Below are 24,022 nucleotides of genomic sequence, written 5' to 3'. Positions count from 1 at the left end.
ATCAACGAAAACATCCTTGCTACTAAAAAAGGTTTAGAACAAGACAATCAAGCTGTTAAAGAATCAGTTCAAACCGTATCAGTTGTAGAAGGTGGTAATCTAACAGCAAGAATTACTGCTAATCCAAGAAACCCACAGCTTATTGAACTTAAAAATGTTCTAAATAAACTTCTTGATGTTTTACAAGCTAGAGTAGGTTCTGATATGAATGTTATTCATAAAATATTTGAAGAATACAAAAGCTTAGATTTTAGAAATAAAATCTCTAATGCTTCAGGAAGTGTTGAATTAACTACTAATGCTTTAGGTGATGAAATAGTTAAAATGCTAAAACAAAGTTCAGACTTTGCTAATGCTTTAGCTAATGAAAGTGGAAAATTACAAACTGCTGTTCAAAGCTTAACCACTTCTTCAAATTCTCAAGCTCAATCTTTAGAAGAAACTGCAGCAGCTTTAGAAGAGATCACTTCTTCTATGCAAAATGTTTCAGTTAAAACTAGTGATGTTATCACTCAATCTGAAGAGATTAAAAATGTTACAGGTATTATAGGAGATATCGCAGATCAAATCAATCTTCTAGCTTTAAATGCAGCTATTGAAGCTGCACGTGCTGGAGAACATGGTAGAGGCTTTGCTGTTGTGGCTGATGAAGTTAGAAAACTAGCTGAGAGAACTCAAAAGTCTTTATCTGAAATAGAAGCTAATACTAATTTACTTGTTCAATCTATCAATGATATGGCAGAAAGTATTAAAGAACAAACTGCAGGTATTACTCAAATCAATGATAGCGTAGCACAAATTGATCAAACTACTAAAGATAATGTTGAAATTGCTAATGAATCAGCTATTATTTCTAGTACAGTAAGTGATATAGCTAATAATATCTTAGAAGATGTTAAGAAGAAGAGGTTTTAACCTTAGATAACTAGCTAAAAAGCTAGTTATCTCTATAAAATAATATATGTTTAATTCTTTAAGATTTAATGAAATGTGATATAGACAAATTCTAATTATTAATATTAAGTATTTTCTAAATCAAATACATTTTAGAGTGTGATAAAATTCAGGGTTATCAAAACTTGGAGGAAAAGGAACACTGGCTCTAAATTCTTTATAAGTATTACCCGGAAGTTTGTCTATAATTTCTATAGTGTAAGAAACACTTGTATTTTGCATTTTGGCATTGCGAATATTTTTATCATTGAAAATTTCTCCCCCTACTTTTTTTTGGTTTAATATGCTAAGTATCAAATAGCATTTTCTGATTTCAAATTTAGTAAGATTTTGAACCTTTCCGCTCACGATAACACTTTCATGTCTTAGATCTCTTGTATAGGTTAGTTTGCTAAGATCGGCTTGAGTGGTGAATTGATTGATTGTTAGAAAAATAGAATATATCAAAAGTGCGGTAAAAATAGTAGCTATGGTATAAGAAATCAAAGCCATTTCTTTCTGTTTGACTTTTAGAAAGATTAAAATACAAATCAAGGCAAAGCAAATAAGTAAAATGATAAAAGCTATAATATGAAAAATCGTAAAATGCATTAAAAACACTCCGAAACTAAGCGTATGGTGTAGTTATTTTCATAGTTAAAATTTTCAAAAGCAATTCTTTGAACTTGGGTTGCGTTTTTCTTTAGATCTTTAATTTCTCTACTTTTTTGTCTAAAAGGGATAAATTTCTTTTTATATTCTTTTATGATATTATCATTAGGTATTTTATCTCCAAAAATTTTAGCTGTAATTTTACATTCTTTAAAATTATTTTTTGAATTATTTGTAATATTAAAATCAACAATTAAATCATTTGAGCTTTGTATCATTTTTTGATCTGTAATAGCGGTTTTTCGAGTTCTTACTTCATTGTCTATTAGTTTATACCCATAGATATAAACTAAAAAACAAATAATAATATCAAATGCAATAATAAAAAGTGCTGCTATAGGTCTATGGCGTAAAAATACACAAAGAAGTAAAACACAAGTGAAGAGAAAAAAAACTAATAAAATCAGCATATAATCCACTAAATATAAATGAGTAGTGTAAAAAAGCACGATTTCTCTTAGTTTTTCCACTTGCGTATCCTTTTAGTTCATGTTGGCAGAACTTTGCTTTTTAGCATCTTTGGTATCAACCCAAATGTTTGGTACTGCTCCACCTGGAGTTAAGAAAATTTTAGCATCTTGATTGACTTTTAAAGCTTCATTAAATTCTTTTTGAGTTTCAATTTGCTTTAAATTTAGTAAAGGAGTGTTTAAGCTGTTTGCGATTTCTTTATTAGAATAAGCTTGTGCATCTGCTTCTATTTTAACAGCCATAGCTTTACCTTTAGCACTGATTATGGTTGCGTTTGCTTCCCCTTCAGCTAAGGCGGCTTTTTTTAAGGCTTCTTGATTAGCTCTTTCTACTTCATACTTAGTTCTTTCAGCTTCTTGTTTTGCAATTTGTACGCGTTCGATTTGCTCTTTTACTTTTGAAGGTAAAATAATTTCTCTAAGTTGTACAGCACGAAGTTCTACAGGTTCATTTGGTTGAGATTCTATAGTTTTTCTTATGCCTTCTTCTATTTGAGCGGCTATTGTATTACGATTAGTAGGAAGTTCCTCGGCTGTATATTTTCCTACAACACTTCGCACTACATCACGAACAACTGGATCGATAATTTTATTTTCCCAATTTAAGCTCCAAGTAGCTATGGTTTGAGGAACTTGCAAAGGATTTAAACGGTATTGCACTGTAACATCAATAGATACAGGCAATCCACGAGAGTCAAGTACAGAAATACTATTTTTATTAATAACACCTGAACCTGAAGATAAATTTTCATTACTTCCCTCTATAGAAGCATAGTTGATTTGTCTTACTCTAGTATCGATTATGGTTATTTTTTGTACAAAAGGTAAAAAAAAGTGAAGTCCTGGTTCTAATGGATTTGGGTCATATTTACCTGTTGTTGATTTAATACCCATTTCTCCAGAATTTATTACCATAAAAGGTTTTGCAACGATTAAAAATAAGATAATAATAATCACCCCATAAATAAGCGGAGAAAATTTTCCAAAACCTTTAAAATTAAATTCTGGTGCTTTGAAATTGAAATTTTGACGATTGTTTCCGTTATTATTAGAATTTCCATTTTTTTTATTGAAATAATCATTCAAATCAGCTGGCATTTATTTCCTTTTTTAAATATAAGTTAGCATAGATGCGTATTTTTGATTGCGTCCATAAACTACATCAAAATAAGCATCTTGAAGTTTTTTAGTTACAGATCCTCTTAAACCATTTCCTATTATTCTTGCATCAATATTGTTAATAGGTGTGATTTCAGCGGCTGTTCCGGTAAAAAATGCTTCATCAGCAGTATAAACTTCATCTCTTGAAATTCTTTGGCGAAGCACAGTGACACCAAGATCATGAGCGATTTTAAGCACTGTATCTTGAGTAATGCTTTTTAAAGAAAAATCATTTGGAGGTGTGATTAAAACCCCATCTTTTACAATAAAGAAACATTCTCCTGTTCCTTCTGCGATAAAACCTTCTTCATCAAGCATTAAAGCTTCTTCATAACCTGCTTCAATAGCTTCAAATTTTGCAATTTGAGAGTTAAGGTAATTCGCGCTTGCTTTAGCTTTTCCCATACATGATTTAACACTATTTCTTGCAAAAGACGAAATTTTTACTTTTATGCCTTTTTCTAAGCCTTCTTCTCCAAGGTAAGCGCCCCATTCCCAAGCTGCAATTCCAACTCTTACAGGAGCTTTTATATGATAAAGTCCCATAACTCCATCGCCTAAAAAAATCAAAGGGCGGATATAGACATTGCTTTTAAAATTGTTTGCTTTTAAGAGTTCAATTTGTGCATTTTCAAGCTCTTTTTGAGAAAAAGGACAATTTAAAAGAGTAATTTTTGCAGACTCTAAAAGTCTTTTGGTGTGATCTTCAAGTCTGAAAATTGCTAAGCCTTTATCTGTTTTATAGGCTCTAGTTCCTTCAAAAACAGCATTGCCATAATGTAAAGAATGGGTTAAAAAGTGCAAAGTTGCATCTTTAAAATCAACTAATTTTCCATCCATCCAAATTTTATCTGCTGAGATCATTTTTTTACCTTTTATAGTTGTTTATTTCTTAAAAAATATTATTTTAAGAATAAATTGGGATTTTATCAAAAATATACTAACAATAAGCTTTTATTAAATTAAGGTTTTTTGTTAAAAAAAATATTAGGTATTTTTTGAAATAATTATAAAAAATTATCATTAAAAAGGAGAAATATGCCATTAGTAAATATTAAATTAGCAAAGCCGTCTTTAAGTAAGGAACAAAAAGCAGAGCTTATAGCTGATATTACCAAACTTTTAAGCACGAAATATAATAAAAGTAAAGAAAGAGTTGTGGTGGTTTTAGAAGATGTAGAAAATTATGACATAGGCTTTGGCGGAGAAAGTGTAGAAGCTATCAAAGCAAAGGCAAGTAAATGAGTTTAAATATAGGAGATAAAGCACCTCAGTTTGAGCTTTTAAATCAAGATGGGGTAAAAATAGCATTAAAAGATTTTATTGGTAAAAAGGTGATTTTGTATTTTTATCCAAAAGATAATACTCCAGGTTGCACTACAGAAGCTTGTGATTTTAGTTTAAATTATGATAAATTTGGTGATAAAAATGCAGTGATTATCGGTATTAGTCCTGATAGCGTGGCAAGTCATGAAAAATTTATCTCTAAATTTGGTTTAAAGCATATTTTACTTAGTGATAGCGAAAAAGAAGTTGTTAAAGCTTATGGAGCTTGGGGGCTTAAGAAAAATTACGGAAAAGAATACGAAGGTCTTATTCGATCTACTTTTGTTATCGATGAAACAGGTAAGATTGCTCAAATTTATAGTAATGTTCGTGTAAAAGATCATGCTTTAAAAGTACTTGAAAGTCTTTAATGTTAGTGCATATTTGTTGTAGTGTGGATAGTCATTATTTTATTGAAGAACTTAGAAAGACTTATCCTGATGAAAAAATCATAGGATATTTTTATGATCCAAATATCCATCCTTTAAGCGAATACGAACTAAGGTTTTTAGATGTAAAAAGATCTTGTGATAAACTTGGCATCAAGCTTCATAAAGGTGAGTATGAGTATGAAAAATGGCTTAATGCTGTGCGTGGTTATGAAGATGAGCCTGAAAAAGGTGCAAGGTGTGAAATTTGCTTTGATGTAAGAATGGGATCTAGTGTTAAATTTGCTGCTAAAATAGGAGAAAAAAAGCTTACTACTACCCTTTTAACCAGCCCTAAAAAAGATTTAGAACAGTTAAAAAATGCTTTACAAAAAGAATGTGAGCCTTATGGGGTAGAGTTTTTAGCTCCTGATTTTCGTAAAAATGGCGGCACTCAAAGGCAGTTTGCTTTAGCAAAAAAAGAAATGCTTTATCATCAAAACTATTGTGGTTGTATTTATGGGCTTAAAAAACAAAAACAAGATAAGAATTTCATTGATGAGTTAATGTCTCCTTTAAATAAGCAAATTTTACCTGCAAGTATAGAAGCAAGAATAGCTCTTTATAAAAAAATAGTTTTATGGGAAAAAAAAGGTATAAAATTTGAAATTTTAAGAGAGAAATTTTTAAATTATCGTCTTTTAAGTGCTTTAATAAAATTAGATAAAAAGCCTGTTAAATCTCATATTTTATTTTATTCGCATTTTAAAAACGCTTATACAAGATTTTCTTTGGATGAGGAAAATTTAAAACAAAATTTAAAAGAAGGCTTTTATAGAAGCACTAAAGATGAAATGGTTTTTGTTGAATTTTGGCGTTTTAATGCATTTTTTAAAAACAAATGGAAAAATTTTGAAGATTTTTTAAAAAGACCTTTGAGTGTGCAAGCAGAAATTAAATGGCGTAATAAATTGTTTGGAACTTATAATCTTAGCCCTATTATCATCCTTGAAAATATTTTACCTTCAAGATATGAAGTGATAGCAAAAAGTGAAATTTATCATGATAATCAAGAGGTGCTTGTAGAAATTTAAGAAATTTATTAAGAAAAACTTTTTTTGTTAATGTAATTTTTAATGATTTTTTTATATAATAAAATTTTTAATTGTTTTCAAGGTTAATTTAATAATGATAGATGTAATGCAAATTCAAGAAATCTTACCACACCGTTATCCTTTTTTACTAGTAGATAAAATTACAGAATTAAAAGTTAAAGAAGTGGTTCGAGGATATAAAAACATCAGTATAAGTGACCATGTTTTTATGGGACATTTTCCAAGGCATCCTATTTATCCTGGAGTTTTGATTTTAGAAGGTATGGCTCAAACAGGCGGAGTTTTAGCTTTTGAAAGTATGGAAGATAAAGTGGATCCAAAAAGTAAAGTAGTTTATTTCACAGGTATAGATGGAGCAAAATTTAGAAATCCTGTGCGTCCTGGAGATAGGCTTGATTATGAAATGAGCGTGGTTAAAAATCGTGGCAATATGTGGATTTTTAAAGGGCAAGCTTTTGTAGATGGAAATTTAGTTGCAGAGGCTGAGCTTAAAGCTATGATAGTGGATAAATAATGAAAAAAATTCATCCAAGTGCGGTGATTGAAGAGGGTGCGCAACTTGGTGACGATGTTGTAATAGAAGCTTATGCTTATGTAGGTAAAGATACTAAAATAGGTAATGATGTTGTCATCAAACAAGGTGCTCGAATTCTTTCAGATACAACTATAGGTGATCATTCTCGTGTATTTTCTTATGCTATAGTAGGCGATATTCCTCAGGACATATCTTATAAAGAAGAGCAAAAAAGCGGTGTTGTTATAGGAAAAAATGCAACTATTAGAGAATTTGCAACGATAAATTCAGGTACAGCTAAAGGAGATGGTTTTACTCGTATAGGCGATAATGCTTTTATTATGGCTTATTGTCATATTGCTCATGATTGTCTTTTAGGTAATAATATTATTTTAGCTAATAATGCAACTTTAGCAGGACATGTAGAGCTTGGAGATTTTACGGTTGTAGGCGGGCTTACACCTATTCATCAATTTGTCAAAGTAGGTGAGGGTTGTATGATAGCAGGAGCTAGTGCACTTTCTCAGGATATAGTACCGTTTTGTTTAGCAGAAGGAAATCGTGCAAGTATTAGAAGTTTAAATTTAGTAGGTATTCGTCGTCGTTTTGATAAAGATGAAGCAGATAGACTTAGCAGAGCTTTTAAAACTTTATTTAGACAAGGAGATTTAAAAGAAAATGCTAAAAATTTGCTTGAAAATCAAGAAAGTGAAAATGTTAAAAAAATGTGCCATTTTATATTAGAAACAAAGCGCGGAATTCCTGTCTATAGGGGTAAAAATAATGCCTAGAAAATGTAGTTTTTGCAATGAAGTGGAGAATCCACAAAGAAGAATTTTAGCAAATGAAAATGATGATGCTTTTATTTGTGAATATTGTGTTGAAGGTGCTTATAGTATTATTTATGGGGAAGAAAAAGAATTTAAAGAACCTAAACAAAGCCATAATACAGAATTTAAAGATATCACTCCAAAAGAATTAAAAGCTTATTTAGATCGTTATGTCATAGGACAAGATAGAGCTAAAAAAGTTTTTAGTGTTGGAGTATACAATCATTATAAAAGACTTTTTAAAGCCGAACTTCAAGATGATGATACAGAGCTTTTTAAGTCAAATATTTTACTTGTTGGGCCAACAGGAAGTGGAAAAACTTTATTGGCGCAAACTTTAGCTAAATTTTTAGATGTACCTATAGCAATTTGTGATGCAACTTCTTTAACTGAAGCAGGATATGTAGGTGAGGATGTAGAAAATATTTTAACACGTCTTTTACAAGCTGCAGATGGAGATGTACAAAGAGCTCAAAAAGGTATAGTTTTTATTGATGAGATTGATAAAATTGCTAGAATGAGTGAAAATCGTTCTATTACTCGTGATGTAAGTGGAGAGGGTGTGCAACAAGCTTTACTTAAGATTATCGAAGGAAGTTTGGTAAATATTCCACCAAAAGGGGGAAGAAAACATCCAAATCAAGAGTTTATACAAATTGACACTTCAAATATTTTATTTGTTTGTGGTGGAGCTTTTGATGGTTTGGAAACTATCTTAAAAAGAAAACTTGGCGATAAAGTTGTGGGCTTTTTTGATGATGCAAAAGAAGAAAATAAAGCTTTACTTGAGAAAATCGAACCTGATGATTTGGTGCATTTTGGTTTGATTCCTGAGCTTATAGGTCGTTTGCATGTGATTGCATCTTTAAATGAGCTTAATGAAGAGGATATGGTAAGAATTTTAACTGAGCCTAAAAATGCCATTATTAAACAATATCAAAAGCTTTTTGCTATTGATGGGGTAAATTTAAAATTTGAAGAAGATGCTCTAAGAGCTATCGCGCAACTTGCATTGGAGAGAAAAACAGGGGCTAGGGGACTTAGAAGTATTATAGAAGAAATGATGGTAGATTTAATGTTTGAGTTACCAGAGTATAAAAATTATGATATTGTAATAACTAAAGAAGTTGTTAAAGACAATGCAAAAGCATTATTAATAAAAAGAAAAATAAGTTAAAAGGATAGAAATGATATTAGATCAACTTATAGGATTTTTTTCTAGTGATATGGGGATTGATTTAGGAACAGCTAATACGCTAGTTTTGATAAAAGATAAGGGTATAGTGATAAATGAGCCTTCTGTTGTGGCAGTTGAAAGAGAAAGGTATGGTTCCAAAGCAAAAATTTTAGCCGTAGGTAAAGAAGCTAAAGATATGGTGGGAAAAACTCCAGGCAATATCGAAGCTATTCGTCCTATGAAAGATGGCGTGATTGCAGATTTTGATATGACTGAAAAAATGATCCGCTATTTTATAGAAAAAACACACCGTAGAAAAAGTTTTTTACGCCCTAGAATTATCATTTCTGTTCCTTATGGTTTAACTCAAGTAGAAAGAAAAGCGGTAAGAGAAAGTGCTTTAAGCGCAGGTGCAAGAGAGGTATTTTTGATTGAAGAGCCTATGGCAGCAGCTATTGGTGCAAGTTTACCTATACAAGAGCCTAAAGGAAATTTGGTAGTAGATATAGGGGGCGGAACTACTGAAATTGGAGTGATTTCTTTGGGTGGACTTGTGATTTCAAAGTCTATTCGTACGGCTGGAGATAAGCTTGATATGAGTATAGTTAATTATGTAAAAGAAAAATACAATCTTATCATAGGTGAAAGAACGGGCGAAGAGATCAAAATCACTATAGGTTCAGCAATACAACTTCCAAAAGAACTTTCTATGGTGGTAAAAGGACGCGATCAAGTAAGTGGACTTTTAAGTCGTATTGAACTTACAAGTGAAGATGTAAGAGAAGCAATGCGTGAGTATTTAAAAGAAATTGCTGATGCTTTAAAAATGGTTCTTGAAATGATGCCGCCTGATTTAGCAAGTGATATAGTAGAAAATGGTGTAGTTTTAACAGGTGGCGGAGCATTGATTCGTGGTCTTGATAAATATTTAAGTGAAATTGTACGTTTGCCAGTTTATATCGCAGATGAACCGCTTTTAGCTGTAGCAAAAGGAACAGGTAAAGCTTTAGAGGAAATTTCATTATTGCAACAATTAACCAATGAAGAATAAGATTTTTTATGTTCTTGTCTTAGCCTTTTTGGTTTTTATATCTTTTTATTATGGAAGACTTATCAAGCAAAATGTTCTCCGTGTTAATGACTTTGTTATAGGTAATTTTTATAATATTAAAGATTATTTGAAAGAAAAAATTTCAGAACATTTTAATCAAGCAAATCAAATTCAGCAATTAAAAGCTAGAAATAAAGAATTAGAAGACATTGCCGTAAAGGTAACTAGTTTTGCAAATCAATTAAATCGTATTTTAGAGGATCAAAATTCTACAAAATATTTACCTCAAGTTTCTTTAACTAGAGTTATTTCTTATGTTCAATTGAATGATTATAAAAAATTATGGCTAGATTGGAGCAAAATTCCCGTTGGTAAAAATCGTGGTTTAATATATCAAGGATATACTGCAGGTATAGCTATTAATAAAGATGGCAGAACAATGGCTCTTCTGCAAGGTGATGATCAGTGTGTTTTTTCTGTTTATATAGGAAAATCCAAAGCTCCAGGTTTAATTCAAGGTGAAAATGGCAAGGTTGTGGTTAAATTTATTCCAAAGTGGGCGAAAATTAATGTCGGAGATGAAATCTTAACAAGCGGACTTGATAATATTTTCTTTTCGGATGTCCCTGTTGGGATTGTGAATAGAGTTGATGATGAAGATATGTATCAAAGTGTAGAAGTAAAGCCTTATGTTAAGATCAGTATTCCTGCTTATTTATATGTAGTAGATAATTTATAAGTCAAGGGTTAGACTTTTTAAAAATTTTCTATATTTTTGCTAATTATTATAACTTTGTTTAATGCTAAAAATTTTGTTAAATTATCAAATAAATTTTTATAATCGAATGAGAATTTTATAAAAAATCTTAAATTTCTTTATGTATTATTTCCTAGATTAAAAGCAGGGTGTTTATTTTTTAAAATTATATCGATAATTTCAAAGTTTATAAAACTAATTTTTGTTATAATCAGCTCAAATTCATGCTCTTAGGAAAATTTATGCCAAAACGAACAGATATTAAAAGTATTTTACTTATAGGAAGTGGTCCTATTGTGATAGGACAAGCTTGTGAATTTGATTATTCTGGAACTCAAGCCGCAAAGACTTTAAAAGAATTAGGATATCGTGTAGTATTAATTAACTCAAATCCTGCAACTATCATGACAGATCCTGAATTTGCAGATGCAACTTATATAGAACCCATAACAAAAGAAAGTATTTTAAGTATTATTAAAAAAGAAAAAATTGATGCAATTTTGCCAACTATGGGTGGACAAGTAGCGTTAAATGTTGCTATGGAAGTTTATGAAAGCGGACTTTTAGGAGATGTAAAATTTTTAGGCGCAAATCCTGAGGCGATTAAAAAAGGCGAAGATCGTCAAGTCTTTAAAGAATGTATGAAAAAAATCGGCATGGATTTGCCAAAATCGATGTATGCGTATAATTATGATGAAGCTTTAAAAGCCGTAGATGAAATCGGCTTTCCTTTGATGATCCGTGCTTCTTATACTTTAGGAGGTGCTGGAAGTGGTGTGGTTTATAATATGGACGAATTTAAAGAACTCGCTAATACTGCTTTAGCTTTATCGCCTATCCATGAAATTTTGATTGAAGAAAGTTTGTTAGGTTGGAAAGAATATGAAATGGAAGTTATACGCGATAGAGCGGATAATTGTATCATAGTTTGTAGTATAGAAAATATCGATCCTATGGGAGTTCATACAGGAGATAGTATTACAATAGCTCCAGCATTAACTTTGACGGATAAAGAATATCAAGTTATGCGTAATGCTTCTTTTGCTATTTTGCGTGAAATTGGCGTAGATACAGGCGGAAGTAATGTACAATTTGCTATCAACCCAAAAAATGGAAGAATGATAGTTATAGAAATGAATCCAAGGGTTTCAAGATCAAGTGCTTTAGCTTCTAAGGCAACGGGTTATCCTATAGCAAAGGTTGCGACACTTTTGGCAGTAGGCTTTAGTTTAGATGAGATTAAAAATGACATTACAGGAACTCCTGCATCTTTCGAGCCTGTGATTGATTACATTGTGACAAAAATTCCTCGCTTTACTTTTGAAAAATTTCCAGGAGCAAATACAACTTTAGGTACAGCTATGAAAAGTGTGGGTGAGGTAATGGCTATAGGACGCACTTTTAAAGAAAGTATACAAAAAGCACTTTGTTCTCTTGAGCGTTCTTTGAGTGGTTTTGATAGAGTAAAATTTGAAGATAGAAATGATCTTGTTTTTAAAATTCGCAATGCCAATGAAAAGCGTTTACTTTATGTTACTCAAGCTTTTAGGGAAGGTTTTAGCGTAGAAGAACTTTATGAGCTTTGTAAAATAGATCCTTGGTTTTTAACACAGATTAAAGAAATTGTAGATTTTGAAGAGCAAATTGATATGGATATTTTAAACAATAAAGCTCTTTTGAGAAAAGCAAAAACTATGGGCTTTTCAGATAAAATGATAGCCTTGCTTGTAAATTTGAAAGATAATTTAGAATTAAGCCAAAATGATATTTATTATGCAAGAATGGAGCAAAAAATCATTGCAGAATTTAGCGAAGTGGATACTTGTGCGGGTGAATTTGAAGCCTTAACTCCTTATCTTTATTCAAGTATTAATGTAAGCGAACTTACTCAAAGTAAAAACGATGCTAAGGATAAAAAAGAAAAAAAAGTGATGATTATAGGCGGGGGGCCAAACCGCATAGGACAAGGTATAGAATTTGACTATGCTTGCGTACATGCTTCTTTTGCGCTTAAAGATATGGGTATTAAAACTATTATGTATAATTGCAATCCTGAAACCGTTTCGACTGACTATGATACAAGTGATATTTTGTATTTCGAGCCTATTGATTTTGAACATTTAAGAGCGGTGATTGAGCGTGAAAAACCTGATGGAGTGATTGTGCATTTTGGCGGACAAACTCCTTTGAAATTTGCTAAGCGTTTAAGCGCTTTTGGAGCTAAGATTATAGGTACTAGTGCAAGAGTAATTGATATGGCAGAAGATAGAAAGAAATTTGCCGAATTTATTACAAAACTAGGTATCAATCAGCCAAAAAATTCTACCGCAACAAGTGTAGAAGAAGCGGTTCTTAAGGCTAGTGATATAGGGTATCCTGTGCTTGTAAGACCAAGTTATGTTTTAGGTGGGCGTGCGATGCGTGTGGTAAATGATGAGGCTGAACTTAGACTCTATATGCAAGAAGCTGTAGATGTGAGCGATAAAAGTCCTGTTTTGATTGATCAGTTTTTAGACAATGCTACAGAAATTGATGTTGATGCGATTTGTGATGGTAAAGATGTTTATGTGGCAGGAATTATGGAGCACATAGAAGAAGCGGGAATTCATTCAGGTGATAGTGCTTGTTCTTTACCACCTTGTAATATCGATGAAAAAATGCAAGAATTTATTGCACAAAAAACCGCAGATATTGCTTTAAATTTAGGAGTTGTAGGGCTTTTAAATATACAATTTGCTTTACATCATAATGAGCTTTATATGATAGAAGTAAATCCTAGAGCTAGTCGTACTGTGCCTTTTGTTAGTAAAGCTACGGGTATTCCTTTAGCAAAAGTGGCAACGCGTGTGATGTGGCAAGGAAATTTAAAAGAAGCTTTAAAATTTTATGATACTTTCAAAGTGGTTAATTTTGATACTAAAATTTTACGCCCTAAAACTCCAAAATATATGAGCGTGAAAGAAGCAGTATTTCCATTTGCAAAACTTAGTGGAAGTGATTTAGAATTAGGTCCTGAAATGCGTTCAACGGGTGAAGTTATGGGTATAAGCAAGGATTTTGCAAATTCTTACGCAAAAAGTCAAATCGCATCGTTTAATCATCTGCCAGAGCAAGGCGTGGTATTTATCTCCTTAAAAGATAAGGATAAAAAATATACCAAAAAAATCGCTGCAGAATATGTAAAGCTTGGCTTTAAGCTTATGGCAACAGGGGGAACTTGTAAGGAAATTTTAGAAAGTGGTTTTGAGTGCGAACTTGTACATAAAATTTCAGAAGGACGCCCCAATGTTGAAGATAAATTGAAAAATGGAGAAATTCACTTAGTTATCAATACAAGTGATAATCACAGTTTTAAAGGTGATACGAAAAAAATTCGTGAAAATATTATTCGTTTTAAAATACCTTATTTTACAAATTTACGATCAGCTTTAGCAGGTGCAAAATCGATTAAAGCTATACAGAGTAAATCTTGCCTAGATGTAAAGAGTTTGCAAGAGTGGCTTAAATCTTGATTTATTTAGCTCAAACAGATACTACGGTAGGATTTTTAAGTAAAAATTTAGAAGAGATTAATGCTTTAAAAGGTAGAGGTAAAAATCAACCTTGCTTAATCACTTCTGCGAAATTTTGCGAGTTAAAAAGTTTAGCAAGAATTCCAAAATCTTTTAAAAATTTAGTACGTCGTTCTAAAAAAACAACTTTTATCTATCCAAATAATCAGGCCATTCGTATTGTGAAAGAGTGTAAACATGCGAATTTTTTAAGTAAAAATGGCTATTTTTATTCATCTTCGGCAAACAAGCATGGAAAAGAATTTGATGAAGAATGGGCTAGAAGTGTTGCTGATATAATACTTGATGAGAAATTTTTCGAAAATATCCCATCAAAAATATTAAAACTTTCAAAGAATAAAATGATAAAAATACGTTAATTAAAGAGCTTTTAAAATATCTTCGAAAGCAATACAAAATTGCTCTAGGCCATCACTTAATAAATCATTGCAAGCTTTTTCTCGTTCACTTTGAGAAATGATTTGATTAAGTTCTGTATAAATTTCAAAATTCATTAAAGGTTTTTTAAAATCCATTTTTCCTTTAAATACCTCTATTGCATCAAGAGGAGCAGTATTAACAGAATTCTCAAAAAGAAGTTCTTTGATATAATAGTCTTTTGGCAGATCATCTCCTTTAACTCCAGTGCTTGCAAACAAGGCGCGAATATTAGGTTCATTTTTTGAGTAGATATTGTTATAAGCTAAATTTGCATTTAAAATTCCAATACGATTTTGCTCTTTGGCTTTAGGATTTAAAAGTCTATCAAAACGACTTACAAAAATACTTATAACAGCTTGTGGTGTTCTAGTATTTTGTTCTTTTAAGGCTGTATTGTTTTTTCTAAATTCGACTAAACCTGCATTTAAAGATTCAAAACATTTTTGACTTTGTTCAAGAGAAAAAATTAAGGTAGCATTGACGCTAATACCATTTTTCATAAGTTCATACATTACTTCATAAGAAGCTTTTGTAGCTGGAATTTTAATCATTACATTTTCTTTGCTAATAGCACTATAAAGTCTTTTAGCTTCGCCTAAACTAAGAGTCGTGTTATCATGAAGTCTTGGATCTATTTCAATACTTATAAATCCATCGTTTTTTTGATAAAAAAGAGGAGCTAATTTATCAGCTGCTTTTTGAATATCAGAAATTGCTAATTCTTCATAAATATCTTTTGTTTTTTTTTCTTTTAATTTAAGAATTTTATCTTTATAAATTGGAGAATTTAAAATAGCATTTTTAAAAATAGCAGGATTTGAAGTAGCACCATTAATTCCATGTGATAATAAATTTAAAAATTCATTATCTAAAAAACTATTTTCTATAAAATCACACCAAAGAGAAAAATTTTTCATTATATTGCCTTTATTATTTCTTTTAAGTCTTTTATATCTATGCAAATATCAGCTTGAGAACGTAAAATTTCTTTAGCACAAAATGCAATCTTTAATCCACTTTCATTAAACATTGCCAAATCATTTGCCCCATCGCCAACACACATCACTTCATCTGTTTTCAAATTTAAAAAGCTTTTTAATCGTTGTAGCATTAAGCCTTTTGAATTTGAAAACATCATTTCTCCACCAACTAGCCCTGTTAAAATGTCATTTTTATGATGCAGATAATTTGCAAAACCGAGGTTAATTCCAAGTTTTTGCATAGCAGGATCTATGCCTTCATGAAAACCACCGCTAAAAATAACAATTTGTATATTTTTAGATTTTAAATATTGGATAAGCTCATGTGCTCCATGCATTAGTGGAAGTGTGCTACTTAATTCTAAAACTTTTTTATAAGACATACCTTTTAAAAGGCTTACTCGTTTTTGAAGACTTTCGAAAAAATCAAGTTCTCCAGCCATAGCATGGTGGGTAATTTCGCTTGTTTGATCACCCTTGCCATGTGCTGTAGCTAAAATATCGATGGTTTCACCATCCATTAAAGTAGCGTCAAAGTCAAAAACACAAAGTTTAATCATTAAAATTCGCGCTTAAGTAAAGCTTCCACTTTGAGTATAGTTAAGATATTTTCATCTCTTTTTCCTATGCCATAAATCATACCTTTGTCTTTAACTAAAGTTTCAGGTGGCGGATCAATTCTGTTTCTGTGAATTTTAATTGCTTCAGTTAATCTATCTATAACAAAACCAGCATTTCCTCCAACTCCAGTTCCATTTGTCTCACCTCTTAAAACAATATATCTTGTTTGAGGTGTCATTTTAGAACTTCCTAAATGAAAGCGTTGAGCTAGATCAATGAGTGGCATAACATTACCACGCATATTAAAAACCCCTAGAACATAATCAGGTACACTAGGAACTCTAGTATATTCTATAGGTTTGATGATTTCTTGTATATTAAGAATTGGAATCGCATATTCCTCATCTCCAACTACAAAGCCGACAAGTTGGATGATATCATCTTCTCTTTGATCGACATCAGGACCAGCCATCTGAGTTTGCTGTTTTTGCAAAATTTGCTCTAATTTTTCATTACTCATATTCTTATCCTAGTTTCAAATTTTTTCTAACCACATTTTCCAAGTATTCTGGAGAATAAGGTTTAGTGATATATTCAGTCATACCCACTTCAACACCTCTTAAGCGGTCAGTTTTACTTGTTCTTGAAGTAACCGCTATCAATGGTAGATTACGATATTTAGAATACTTTCTAATTTCACCAGCTAAGGTATATCCATCCATTCTTGGCATTTCGATATCTATAAGCATTGCATCAATATCATGTTCGCCAGATTTTATAATATTCAATGCTTCAACACCATTTGTTGCTTCAACTAAACTAACTCCTAGTGGTTCTAAAGCTTTTTGCATTAAAGTTCTATCCATTTTAGAATCATCTACAATTAAGACTTTATAGTCACTTGGTTGTTCTTTGGGTTTTTTTGCACTTGATTCTAATTGCGCTTTAATATCAACTTTAATTTCTTTGGCCATATCCATCATAGCACCTACATCAATGATTAATGTCACTCTACCATCGCCACGGATTGTAGCTCCTGCTATACCTTGGATATTTTGTAAATAATCACCCATAGATTTAATAACTATCTCTTCTTGTCCTACAAGAGTATCTACTATAATACCAAGCTTGCTTTCTGCTACCCCTATAACAACGACATAAGTTTGATCGCCGCTTTCAAGGACTTGTTTAACTCCAAATACATCTGAAAGTCTCACAAGAGAAAGCACTTCATCTCTTAAGCGTAATACATTTTTACCTTCGATAGTATAGATATCATCAATTGGCACTCTAACTGTTTCAAGAACGCTTGCAAGTGGAATTGCATAGAATTCCTCTTGAGTTCCTACAAGTAAAGATTGAATGATTGCCAAGGTAAGAGGAATTTTAAGTTTAAACGAACTTCCTTTACCTAGCTCACTATCAATTTCAATTACCCCATTTAGTTTTTCGATGTTGGTTTTAACAACATCCATTCCTACGCCACGACCTGAAACATTTGTTACTTTAGCCGCAGTTGAAAAACCAGGTTTGAAAATCAAAGCAAAAGCTTCTTTGTCTGTCATTTGATCTGCTTCTCTTTCGGTAATCAAATTTTTCTCTATAGCTTTTGCTTTTAAGCCATTTGGATCAAGTCCTTTACCATCATCTGTAATTTCTACAACGATGTGATTGCCTTCATTATAAGCTTTAAGTTGAACTATACCTTTTTCAGGTTTTCCATTCGCTGCACGAGTTGCTGGATCCTCAACACCATGGTCACATGAATTTCTAATCATATGCATGATAGGATCGCCAATTTCCTCTACGATAGATTTATCAAGTTCAGTTTCTTCACCTGTAATTTCAAGTTCTATTTGCTTTCCTAATTCACGACTCAAATCACGAACAACTCTTGGGAATTTATTAAAAACTTTTGCTATAGGCTGCATTCTTGTTTTCATTACAGCAAGTTGAACATCGGTTGTAATGATGCTTAGCTGACTTACGACTTGATTAAGCTCTTCAAGGAATTTTTCTCCTTCATAACGCTCTTCAACATCATCATAAATTTTAAGCAAACGGTTTTTGCCTAAAACAAGCTCCCCAATTAGATTCATTAAGTGATCTAATCTTTTTACTTCCACGCGTATGGTTTGATCCATACTGCTAGCATTGCTACCTGAAGCAGGAACCTTTTTCTCTCCACTTTCTGCAGGTTTATTTGCTGTATTGTTAGTCGGCTTAGGTGCTGCATTTGTTGTTTGTTTCTTTTGTGCACGACGAGCTTGATCTTCAGCTTTTCTAACTTTTAAAAGTCTTTCTATTTCAGCTTCAACTTCAGAATCACTTAATTGATTAACATCTACTTCAGGTTCAGGAGTAGTTGTTTCTTGTTTTGGTGCTTCTGGTTCTGCTTGTGGAGTAGATTTTTCATTTAAATCTGTTGCCGCAACAGGAGACTCTCCCTCTGAAATAGCTGTTAATCTTGCGCAAATTGGTTCTATGTCCATACCAATAGCAGTATCGTTGCCATTATCACGAATGGAATTAAGCAAAGTTTTCATTCTATCAATAGACTCTAAAACCACATCCATGATATCTGGAGTTATTTTTAACTCGCCATGTCTTGCTTTGTTTAAGACATCTTCCATGTGGTGAGTTAACTTTGTTAAAACATCAAAATTTAAGAAACTTGATGATCCTTTAACCGTATGTGCAACACGGAAAATTCTATTTAATAATTCTAAATCTTCTGGATTTGATTCAAGCTCTACTAAATCATGGTCGATTTGCTCAACAAGCTCAAAAGCTTCAACCAAAAAGTCTTCAAGTATTTCTTGCATATCTTCCATATTTTACCCCTGTTCTTGAGATTGATGTTTTTTAATAACCTTTGCAATTTCATTGAAGAAATCGCTAGCGTTAAATTTGACAAGATAGCCTTCTCCACCAGCTTCTTGAACACCTTTCTCATTCATAAATTCATTTGATAAAGACGAGTTAAAGACTATAGGAATATCTTTAAATCTTGGATCTTCTTTAATGCGTGCAGCAAAGTGGAAACCATCCATTTGTGGCATTTCGACATCGCTTACTATAATTTTTAAAGTATCATTTAAACTTTCACCATAAACTTGGCTTAATTCTTCTAATTTGTTTATGCCCTCTACGCCGTCTTTAGCTTCAACAACTTGAAAGCCCATCTGTTGCATCATTTCTTTGACGCGTTTTCTAGCAGTCATGCTGTCATCAAGTATAAGTGCTGTTCCAGTAAATTTTTCTATTTTTCCAAAATCTATATCTGTTTTTGGAGCGTAAATTCCTAAATCTTCAACAACACTTTCAAGATCTAAAATGAGCAACACTTCATCATTTTCAATGCGTGTTACACCTGTGATTTTACCTTTATCTAAAGCACCTGATCCTGTAGAAAAAGTTGCTGGTTCTATATCCTTCCAGTTTATTCTACGAATTCTTTTTGCTTCGTGAACTATAAAACCAATAAGAATATTGCTAAATTCAGTGATAATAACTCTAGGTTTTAGCATAGCGCTTTCTGGCTCAGTGATTTGCATCCATTTGGCAAGATTGACTACAGGTATAACCACTCCACGAAGATCAAAGATACCTTCGATGTAATCAGGTACACCTGGAAGTTCTGTAAGGCTTGGGATTTTTATAATTTCCCTTACCTTAGAAACATTTACACCATAAATTCCTTCATAGACTTTATCGTGTCCTTGCTTAAAGATACGGAAATCGACAAGCTCCATTTCATTTGAACCCGTTTTCACGATATTTTCATCAAACATTTTGACCCCTCAATTTCTGTTCTCGAAATTTGATTTCTTGTTGATATTCTACTACAAAAAAACTTCTCTCATATGCAAAACTAGCTAAGTTAAGATATTTAATGTTTTCTTTGTTGATTTGATGATTTTGATGATAGTGTCCTTCACATACCCAAAATCCTAAATTTTCATATCTTTGATATCTTTTTTTTGCTAAATTTTCAAAATCTTTTATTTGATAAAAAAGGTTTTTTTTGTTTTGATTTTGAAGAATTTTATTTGAAATAAAATTACGAGTAATAATATTTAAAAAATTCAAAAATATAAGCAAATAATGATTTCTTAATGTTTTAAGAGTAAATTGTAAAAGAGGTGGTAAAAAAATATCTCCGTGAGCTAATTTTATAAAAGCGTTATTTAAAACAAGATTATTACCTTTACTTGTATGCAAATTAAGCTTTATGGGTTGCTTTTGTAAGTTAAAAATTTTTACCCTTTTAAAAAAACAAGAAAGATTAAAATCATGATTGCCTTCTAAGTAGATAATTTCAATCTTTAAGGCCAATTCTTCTAAAAGTTCTATGTAAGGTTTAGCAAATTCATGTGTAGCAGAGATTTCACCTATAAGTAAATCAAAAATATCACCCATAAGTATGAGTTGAGGGGTGGAAATTTTACCTTTTTTTAAGATTTGTAAAAATTTCCAAAATCCCTTTCTCTGTTCATTTTCATGAGCATCCGCGATTAAAATCGCTCCATTTTGTAGTAAAATTTTTTATCCTTAAAATTTCAAAGGCTCATAATTTATAGAAAGGATTTCAAATTCACTCTCACCTTTTGGCAAACGCACTTTAAAATCATCTCCTTCTTTTTTCCCAAGCATAGCTTTTGCTATTGGAGATGCGATGGAAATATAACCCTTATCTAAATCTCCTTCGCAAATTCCTACTAGAGTATATTTGCTTTCTTTTTCTGTATCCAAATCCATGATCACAACACTTGAGCCAAATTTCACACTATCATGTTCATAGCTTGAAGGATCGATCACTTGAGCTCTTGCTAGCAAGTCACTAAGCTCTGCAATACGACTTTCTATCAAAGCTTGTTTTTCTCTTGCAGCATGGTATTCCGCATTTTCTTTCAAATCCCCATGACTCCTTGCTGTATCGATTTCTATTACAACGGCAGGGCGTTGATTGTCTTTTAAATCTTTTAATTCTGCGGCTAATTTATCATAGCCAAATTGACTCATTGGTTCTTTTTGCATGATTTATCCTTTTATATTTCGCTTAGGATTTTTGCTAAATTTTTAGCACTTCCAAATTGTAAATATTCTTTTAAAAAATCAACTTTAGCAAAAAATGCCTTATAATCATATTTATTATAAGCTTCATATAAATTTAAAACATTGACTTTATCTTGTAAAAATTCAGGATTTAAAGCTTCTTTTTTAGCAAAATCACAAAAAATATTTGCAAGTCCTATGTGTTTTAATTTTACAAAAAGTTTTGCGATAAAAATATCAATCGCTTTTGCTTTGTAAGTAAGAACAAAAGGAGTTCCCACTAAAGCTGCTTCTAAAGTAGCTGTTCCGCTACAAATAAAAGCAAAATCAGCTTTTTTAAGCACTTTTGGAGTGTTGCTTTCTATCTTAAATTCGCTAATATCACCATAAATTTCTAATTTTTCAAGATTAAACGAGGGAACACAAAGAATTTTTTCACCCTTAAATTTTTGAGAAAGTTCTTTAAAAATAGGCATCAAACGCCTAATTTCACTACGCCTTGAACCTGGTAAAAAGGCTATAGTTTTTTCATCATCTTTTTTTGAAAGTGTATGATTAATATCTTCTTGATTTTTAAATTCTTTTATCTCATCTAAGAGTGGATGGCCTACATAAGTGCTTTTGTTAAAAAACTGATTATCAAAGGGTAAAATAGAAGCTAAAATATCAAAATGACTTTCTATGATAGGTATGCGACCTTTTTTCCATGCCCAAACTTGAGGTAAAATATAATAAATGCGTGGAATTTTACTACCTGCTTTTTTTAAAGCCTTGGCAAAAGGTATGTTAAAAGCGGGCGAATCTATGCATAAAATCCCATCTATTTTTTGAGTAAAACTTAAATTTACAAGTTTTTTTATAGCTTCTTTTGCTTTGAAAATCAAAGGTAAAACTTCTATAAAACCCATAGCACTAAATTCATGTGAGCTATAAAGTGGTTTAGAATTTAAATCAAATTCTTTGCATAAACTCTCATCATAAATCCCATGAAGCTCAAATTCACCAAAATCTTTTTTATAAGCTTTTAAAACTTCTTTTAAATGCAAATTTGCTGAAGGCTCTAAAGCACAAACTAAAAAGGTTTTCATTTAAATTCCTAAATAAAATTATAAGGATTTACATTAAAATGTTTTTCAGATAAACAACAATCTTGTATTACTATTTCTTTATATTTTCTTTTATTATCTTTTCCGATAGTTTTTTTTAAATTAACGTTATTTATTCTAGGATATAACATAAAATATTTACTTTCAATTAGAGCTTTAGTAAAGCAATCTATATCTACTTTATGTGCAAAGCTATAGCATTTAAAAAGATATTCAAGCCATAATTTAGAATATAATATTTGACATCTTGCTTTTTCTAAGTCAGTATTGCTACTTTTTATTTCACAAAAACTAATTTTTACCTTATTATTTTTAGAATAAACTATTATAAAATCACAAGATAAATTAGTTTTGTGCAACCAATCTTCTTCATTGGAATAATTAAGCAAAGTATGTTGGCTTTTATAGTGATTTTCTTGTCTAATTACTATAAAATCTTCATTGTTTTTAGTAAAATTTACACCTAGAATTTTAGTTCTTCCATCATTTCTTTCTTTAATATTTTCACAAAGTAAATTTTGATTTATGCTTTCTTTAAATGTTTTAAGACTATTATCCATTTTAATCTTCCATAAACATACTAGCCATTTTTTCATCTATATTTATAGTTTGTTTGATAATATCATTAAATGTTTCCATATCTATGCCATTTTCACTGCTTATATCTACTTTTTTTAATGTATTTTTTTTGCTTTTTTTGTCATAAAACGCAATATAAGCATTTACATCTTTTTTTGATAATTTATAACTATCATCATATTCTTTAAAATTTTCTTTTATCTTTTCATTTGCAAAATTGTTTAAAATAATACAATTATTTAACTCTCTAACTATATAATCGCTATGAGTAGTAATAAAAATTTTAATACCTGCATTTGCCAAAAGAACAAGAAGCCTTGCTAATAAAATTTGATTTTTAGGATGAAGATTAAGCTCTGGTTCATCTATCATCAAAATATCACCTTTTTGAGCTTCATGTAAAATATAAAAATATAACATCAATAAAGATCTAGCAGAACTTGAAGCTACTTCTATATTAAAATATTTCTTACTACCTTTTGGTTGATATAAAATGCCGTACTCTGTAGCTTTATATTTTCCACCTACTATCTTTCCCAATAAATCTAAAATATTTTTATATTTATCTTTATTTTTTTTAAACATACTTTCGAATTTTGATTTTTGCGGTATATCTCTTATAAAATCTATATTATCTCTTACAGGTTTTGGATAAAGTTTCTTTTTCTCTTCTATTTTTTTATGAAATTCAAACAAATCTATATCTTCTTCTTTTAACATTTTTTGCATAGCTTCTAATTTTGCTAATTTAATAAAATCCAAATCTCCTTGAAAAATAGAAGCACCAGTTCTTTCAACACTTAAAATAAAATTTTTTATTAAAATATAATTTAATAAATTATCAAAAAATATTTCTAAATACTCTCTAAATTCAAGTTTATTTAAATTAGAAAAACCTATACCATCATCATAAATTATATGTTTAGCTTTTGCTTTATTGTTTAAGTTTAAATTTTCTAAATACTGCTTTATAGCTTGTTTAACACTTTCTAAAGAAATTTGTATATCTACATTAAATTCTGCATTTACAAAATCTTCATTTTTACCTGCTAAAACTTTAACAAGTATGCGATGAGAATATAATTTTGTTTTAATTTTTATATGATGTTCTAATTTGTTTTTAATATCTACATAAGTTAATTTTATCTCTTGTGTATCTTTTATATCATTATTTAAATTTTCATCATCAAAAAGCCTTCTTTTTCTTATAAAAAAACTTTCTCTAACAATTCTCATAAAATCCAAATAACCATACAAACTATAAGTAGCATAAGTTTTTCCGGTATTGTTTTCACCGCAAATTAAAGTAATATTTCCTACTTCAAATTCTGCCTCATCGAGCATTCCAACATTTTTTAACTTTACTTTCATA

General features: G+C 30.8%; 25 protein-coding genes. 11 read left to right on the top strand and 14 right to left on the bottom strand.

What is annotated here, in order from left to right; translation table 11 throughout:
- On the top strand, positions 1–915 hold a 915-nt coding region (locus AJN64_RS08125), incomplete at its 5' end, for a methyl-accepting chemotaxis protein (protein ID WP_002934477.1).
- 120 nt (positions 916–1,035) lie between these two features.
- On the opposite strand, the gene AJN64_RS08120 is transcribed toward AJN64_RS08125, so the two are convergent.
- From AJN64_RS08120 to ilvE, 4 genes are read right to left on the bottom strand one after another with little or no spacing between them, the layout of a single operon-like run.
- Positions 1,036–1,545 (bottom strand): DUF2393 family protein, encoded by a 510-nt coding sequence (locus AJN64_RS08120; RefSeq protein WP_002861050.1) that lies wholly within the window; start codon positions 1,543–1,545, stop codon positions 1,036–1,038.
- The gene (locus tag AJN64_RS08115; protein ID WP_070292865.1) at positions 1,545–2,075 is read right to left on the bottom strand and encodes a DUF2393 domain-containing protein; all 531 of its coding nucleotides are present in this window, start codon (positions 2,073–2,075) and stop codon (positions 1,545–1,547) included. Before AJN64_RS08115 ends, AJN64_RS08120 begins: the two co-directional genes overlap by 1 nt.
- A 12-nt stretch (positions 2,076–2,087) precedes the next feature.
- On the bottom strand, positions 2,088–3,173 hold the full coding sequence (locus tag AJN64_RS08110; RefSeq protein ID WP_070292864.1) for a prohibitin family protein: 1,086 nt from the start codon (positions 3,171–3,173) through the stop codon (positions 2,088–2,090).
- Between the two features lie 12 nt (positions 3,174–3,185).
- The gene (gene ilvE, locus AJN64_RS08105) at positions 3,186–4,100 is read right to left on the bottom strand and encodes a branched-chain-amino-acid transaminase (RefSeq protein ID WP_044780359.1); all 915 of its coding nucleotides are present in this window, start codon (positions 4,098–4,100) and stop codon (positions 3,186–3,188) included.
- A 174-nt stretch (positions 4,101–4,274) separates the two neighbouring features.
- On the opposite strand from ilvE, the gene AJN64_RS08100 reads away from it, so the two are divergent.
- The 10 genes from AJN64_RS08100 to AJN64_RS08055 all read left to right on the top strand — a co-directional run bounded on the left by AJN64_RS08100 (position 4,275) and on the right by AJN64_RS08055 (position 14,305).
- Positions 4,275–4,481, top strand: coding sequence for a 4-oxalocrotonate tautomerase family protein (locus AJN64_RS08100; RefSeq protein WP_002860331.1), 207 nt, complete (start codon positions 4,275–4,277; stop codon positions 4,479–4,481).
- Positions 4,478–4,933 carry a thioredoxin-dependent thiol peroxidase gene (bcp, locus tag AJN64_RS08095; RefSeq protein ID WP_070292863.1) on the top strand — a complete coding sequence of 152 codons (456 nt, stop codon included), beginning with the start codon at positions 4,478–4,480 and terminating at the stop codon, positions 4,931–4,933. Before AJN64_RS08100 ends, bcp begins: the two co-directional genes overlap by 4 nt.
- The gene (locus tag AJN64_RS08090; protein ID WP_070292862.1) at positions 4,933–6,024 is read left to right on the top strand and encodes an epoxyqueuosine reductase QueH; all 1,092 of its coding nucleotides are present in this window, start codon (positions 4,933–4,935) and stop codon (positions 6,022–6,024) included. The genes bcp and AJN64_RS08090 overlap by 1 nt, the downstream gene beginning before the upstream one ends.
- 94 nt (positions 6,025–6,118) lie before the next feature.
- Positions 6,119–6,559, top strand: coding sequence for a 3-hydroxyacyl-ACP dehydratase FabZ (fabZ, locus tag AJN64_RS08085; RefSeq protein ID WP_053872507.1), 441 nt, complete (start codon positions 6,119–6,121; stop codon positions 6,557–6,559).
- On the top strand, positions 6,559–7,350 hold the full coding sequence (gene lpxA / locus AJN64_RS08080; RefSeq protein ID WP_053872506.1) for an acyl-ACP--UDP-N-acetylglucosamine O-acyltransferase: 792 nt from the start codon (positions 6,559–6,561) through the stop codon (positions 7,348–7,350). Before fabZ ends, lpxA begins: the two co-directional genes overlap by 1 nt.
- Positions 7,343–8,566: an ATP-dependent Clp protease ATP-binding subunit ClpX gene (clpX, locus tag AJN64_RS08075; protein WP_002860329.1), complete on the top strand. Its 1,224-nt coding sequence runs from the start codon at positions 7,343–7,345 to the stop codon at positions 8,564–8,566. The genes lpxA and clpX overlap by 8 nt, the downstream gene beginning before the upstream one ends.
- Before the next feature lie 10 nt (positions 8,567–8,576).
- Positions 8,577–9,617: a rod shape-determining protein gene (locus AJN64_RS08070; RefSeq protein WP_002861059.1), complete on the top strand. Its 1,041-nt coding sequence runs from the start codon at positions 8,577–8,579 to the stop codon at positions 9,615–9,617.
- The gene (gene mreC, locus AJN64_RS08065) at positions 9,607–10,356 is read left to right on the top strand and encodes a rod shape-determining protein MreC (RefSeq protein WP_044779563.1); all 750 of its coding nucleotides are present in this window, start codon (positions 9,607–9,609) and stop codon (positions 10,354–10,356) included. The genes AJN64_RS08070 and mreC overlap by 11 nt, the downstream gene beginning before the upstream one ends.
- A 260-nt stretch (positions 10,357–10,616) precedes the next feature.
- Complete coding sequence (gene carB, locus AJN64_RS08060; RefSeq protein WP_070292861.1) at positions 10,617–13,886, top strand: carbamoyl-phosphate synthase large subunit; 3,270 nt, start codon at positions 10,617–10,619, stop codon at positions 13,884–13,886.
- On the top strand, positions 13,883–14,305 hold the full coding sequence (locus tag AJN64_RS08055) for a hypothetical protein (RefSeq protein ID WP_002861062.1): 423 nt from the start codon (positions 13,883–13,885) through the stop codon (positions 14,303–14,305). Before carB ends, AJN64_RS08055 begins: the two co-directional genes overlap by 4 nt.
- Here the strand turns inward: AJN64_RS08055 and AJN64_RS08050 are convergent, their stop codons facing one another.
- Genes AJN64_RS08050 through AJN64_RS08005 form a run of 10 tightly spaced genes read right to left on the bottom strand, consistent with a single transcriptional unit; the run spans position 14,306 to position 24,021 of the window.
- Positions 14,306–15,283, bottom strand: a complete 978-nt coding sequence (locus AJN64_RS08050) for a transaldolase (RefSeq protein WP_070292860.1) — start codon at positions 15,281–15,283, stop codon at positions 14,306–14,308. It abuts the gene before it with no gap.
- The gene (serB, locus tag AJN64_RS08045; RefSeq protein ID WP_002861064.1) at positions 15,283–15,906 is read right to left on the bottom strand and encodes a phosphoserine phosphatase SerB; all 624 of its coding nucleotides are present in this window, start codon (positions 15,904–15,906) and stop codon (positions 15,283–15,285) included. Before serB ends, AJN64_RS08050 begins: the two co-directional genes overlap by 1 nt.
- Positions 15,906–16,427: a chemotaxis protein CheW gene (locus tag AJN64_RS08040; RefSeq protein WP_002826355.1), complete on the bottom strand. Its 522-nt coding sequence runs from the start codon at positions 16,425–16,427 to the stop codon at positions 15,906–15,908. The genes serB and AJN64_RS08040 overlap by 1 nt, the downstream gene beginning before the upstream one ends.
- A gap of 4 nt (positions 16,428–16,431) precedes the next feature.
- On the bottom strand, positions 16,432–18,741 hold the full coding sequence (locus tag AJN64_RS08035; RefSeq protein WP_044780364.1) for a chemotaxis protein CheW: 2,310 nt from the start codon (positions 18,739–18,741) through the stop codon (positions 16,432–16,434).
- A 3-nt stretch (positions 18,742–18,744) separates the two neighbouring features.
- On the bottom strand, positions 18,745–19,701 hold the full coding sequence (locus AJN64_RS08030) for a chemotaxis protein (protein WP_002934096.1): 957 nt from the start codon (positions 19,699–19,701) through the stop codon (positions 18,745–18,747).
- Positions 19,694–20,452, bottom strand: coding sequence for a UDP-2,3-diacylglucosamine diphosphatase (locus AJN64_RS08025; protein ID WP_350222906.1), 759 nt, complete (start codon positions 20,450–20,452; stop codon positions 19,694–19,696). Before AJN64_RS08025 ends, AJN64_RS08030 begins: the two co-directional genes overlap by 8 nt.
- A 9-nt stretch (positions 20,453–20,461) precedes the next feature.
- Positions 20,462–20,947, bottom strand: coding sequence for a transcription elongation factor GreA (gene greA / locus AJN64_RS08020; protein ID WP_002851733.1), 486 nt, complete (start codon positions 20,945–20,947; stop codon positions 20,462–20,464).
- 11 nt (positions 20,948–20,958) lie between these two features.
- A complete protein-coding gene (gene lpxB, locus AJN64_RS08015; RefSeq protein ID WP_053872391.1) occupies positions 20,959–22,053 on the bottom strand; it encodes a lipid-A-disaccharide synthase in 1,095 nt (364 codons plus the stop codon).
- Positions 22,054–22,061: 8 nt separating this feature from the next.
- Positions 22,062–22,631 carry a hypothetical protein gene (locus AJN64_RS08010; RefSeq protein WP_053872392.1) on the bottom strand — a complete coding sequence of 190 codons (570 nt, stop codon included), beginning with the start codon at positions 22,629–22,631 and terminating at the stop codon, positions 22,062–22,064.
- Position 22,632: 1 nt separating this feature from the next.
- Entirely contained in the window at positions 22,633–24,021 is a 1,389-nt protein-coding gene (locus AJN64_RS08005) for an AAA family ATPase (RefSeq protein WP_053872393.1), read from the bottom strand.
- Position 24,022: the final 1 nt, after the last annotated feature.

Origin of the sequence: Campylobacter sp. BCW_4332, assembly GCF_001763175.1 — a bacterium.
GTDB lineage: Bacteria > Campylobacterota > Campylobacteria > Campylobacterales > Campylobacteraceae > Campylobacter_D > Campylobacter_D jejuni.
The sequence above is the reverse complement of the archived record's forward strand: the minus strand, read 5'-3'. Positions and strand labels throughout refer to the sequence as shown.

Excerpts from the sequence above, each read along its gene's own strand:
- AJN64_RS08120 (WP_002861050.1), bottom strand. The coding sequence starts at position 1,545 with ATGCATTTTACGATTTTTCATATTATAGCTTTTATCATTTTACTTATT.
- AJN64_RS08110 (WP_070292864.1), bottom strand. The coding sequence starts at position 3,173 with ATGCCAGCTGATTTGAATGATTATTTCAATAAAAAAAATGGAAATTCT.
- ilvE (WP_044780359.1), bottom strand. The coding sequence starts at position 4,100 with ATGATCTCAGCAGATAAAATTTGGATGGATGGAAAATTAGTTGATTTT.
- AJN64_RS08100 (WP_002860331.1), top strand. The coding sequence starts at position 4,275 with ATGCCATTAGTAAATATTAAATTAGCAAAGCCGTCTTTAAGTAAGGAA.
- bcp (WP_070292863.1), top strand. The coding sequence starts at position 4,478 with ATGAGTTTAAATATAGGAGATAAAGCACCTCAGTTTGAGCTTTTAAAT.
- AJN64_RS08090 (WP_070292862.1), top strand. The coding sequence starts at position 4,933 with ATGTTAGTGCATATTTGTTGTAGTGTGGATAGTCATTATTTTATTGAA.
- fabZ (WP_053872507.1), top strand. The coding sequence starts at position 6,119 with ATGATAGATGTAATGCAAATTCAAGAAATCTTACCACACCGTTATCCT.
- lpxA (WP_053872506.1), top strand. The coding sequence starts at position 6,559 with ATGAAAAAAATTCATCCAAGTGCGGTGATTGAAGAGGGTGCGCAACTT.
- clpX (WP_002860329.1), top strand. The coding sequence starts at position 7,343 with ATGCCTAGAAAATGTAGTTTTTGCAATGAAGTGGAGAATCCACAAAGA.
- AJN64_RS08070 (WP_002861059.1), top strand. The coding sequence starts at position 8,577 with ATGATATTAGATCAACTTATAGGATTTTTTTCTAGTGATATGGGGATT.
- mreC (WP_044779563.1), top strand. The coding sequence starts at position 9,607 with ATGAAGAATAAGATTTTTTATGTTCTTGTCTTAGCCTTTTTGGTTTTT.
- carB (WP_070292861.1), top strand. The coding sequence starts at position 10,617 with ATGCCAAAACGAACAGATATTAAAAGTATTTTACTTATAGGAAGTGGT.
- AJN64_RS08050 (WP_070292860.1), bottom strand. The coding sequence starts at position 15,283 with ATGAAAAATTTTTCTCTTTGGTGTGATTTTATAGAAAATAGTTTTTTA.
- serB (WP_002861064.1), bottom strand. The coding sequence starts at position 15,906 with ATGATTAAACTTTGTGTTTTTGACTTTGACGCTACTTTAATGGATGGT.
- AJN64_RS08040 (WP_002826355.1), bottom strand. The coding sequence starts at position 16,427 with ATGAGTAATGAAAAATTAGAGCAAATTTTGCAAAAACAGCAAACTCAG.
- AJN64_RS08035 (WP_044780364.1), bottom strand. The coding sequence starts at position 18,741 with ATGGAAGATATGCAAGAAATACTTGAAGACTTTTTGGTTGAAGCTTTT.
- AJN64_RS08030 (WP_002934096.1), bottom strand. The coding sequence starts at position 19,701 with ATGTTTGATGAAAATATCGTGAAAACGGGTTCAAATGAAATGGAGCTT.
- greA (WP_002851733.1), bottom strand. The coding sequence starts at position 20,947 with ATGCAAAAAGAACCAATGAGTCAATTTGGCTATGATAAATTAGCCGCA.
- lpxB (WP_053872391.1), bottom strand. The coding sequence starts at position 22,053 with ATGAAAACCTTTTTAGTTTGTGCTTTAGAGCCTTCAGCAAATTTGCAT.
- AJN64_RS08010 (WP_053872392.1), bottom strand. The coding sequence starts at position 22,631 with ATGGATAATAGTCTTAAAACATTTAAAGAAAGCATAAATCAAAATTTA.
- AJN64_RS08005 (WP_053872393.1), bottom strand. The coding sequence starts at position 24,021 with ATGAAAGTAAAGTTAAAAAATGTTGGAATGCTCGATGAGGCAGAATTT.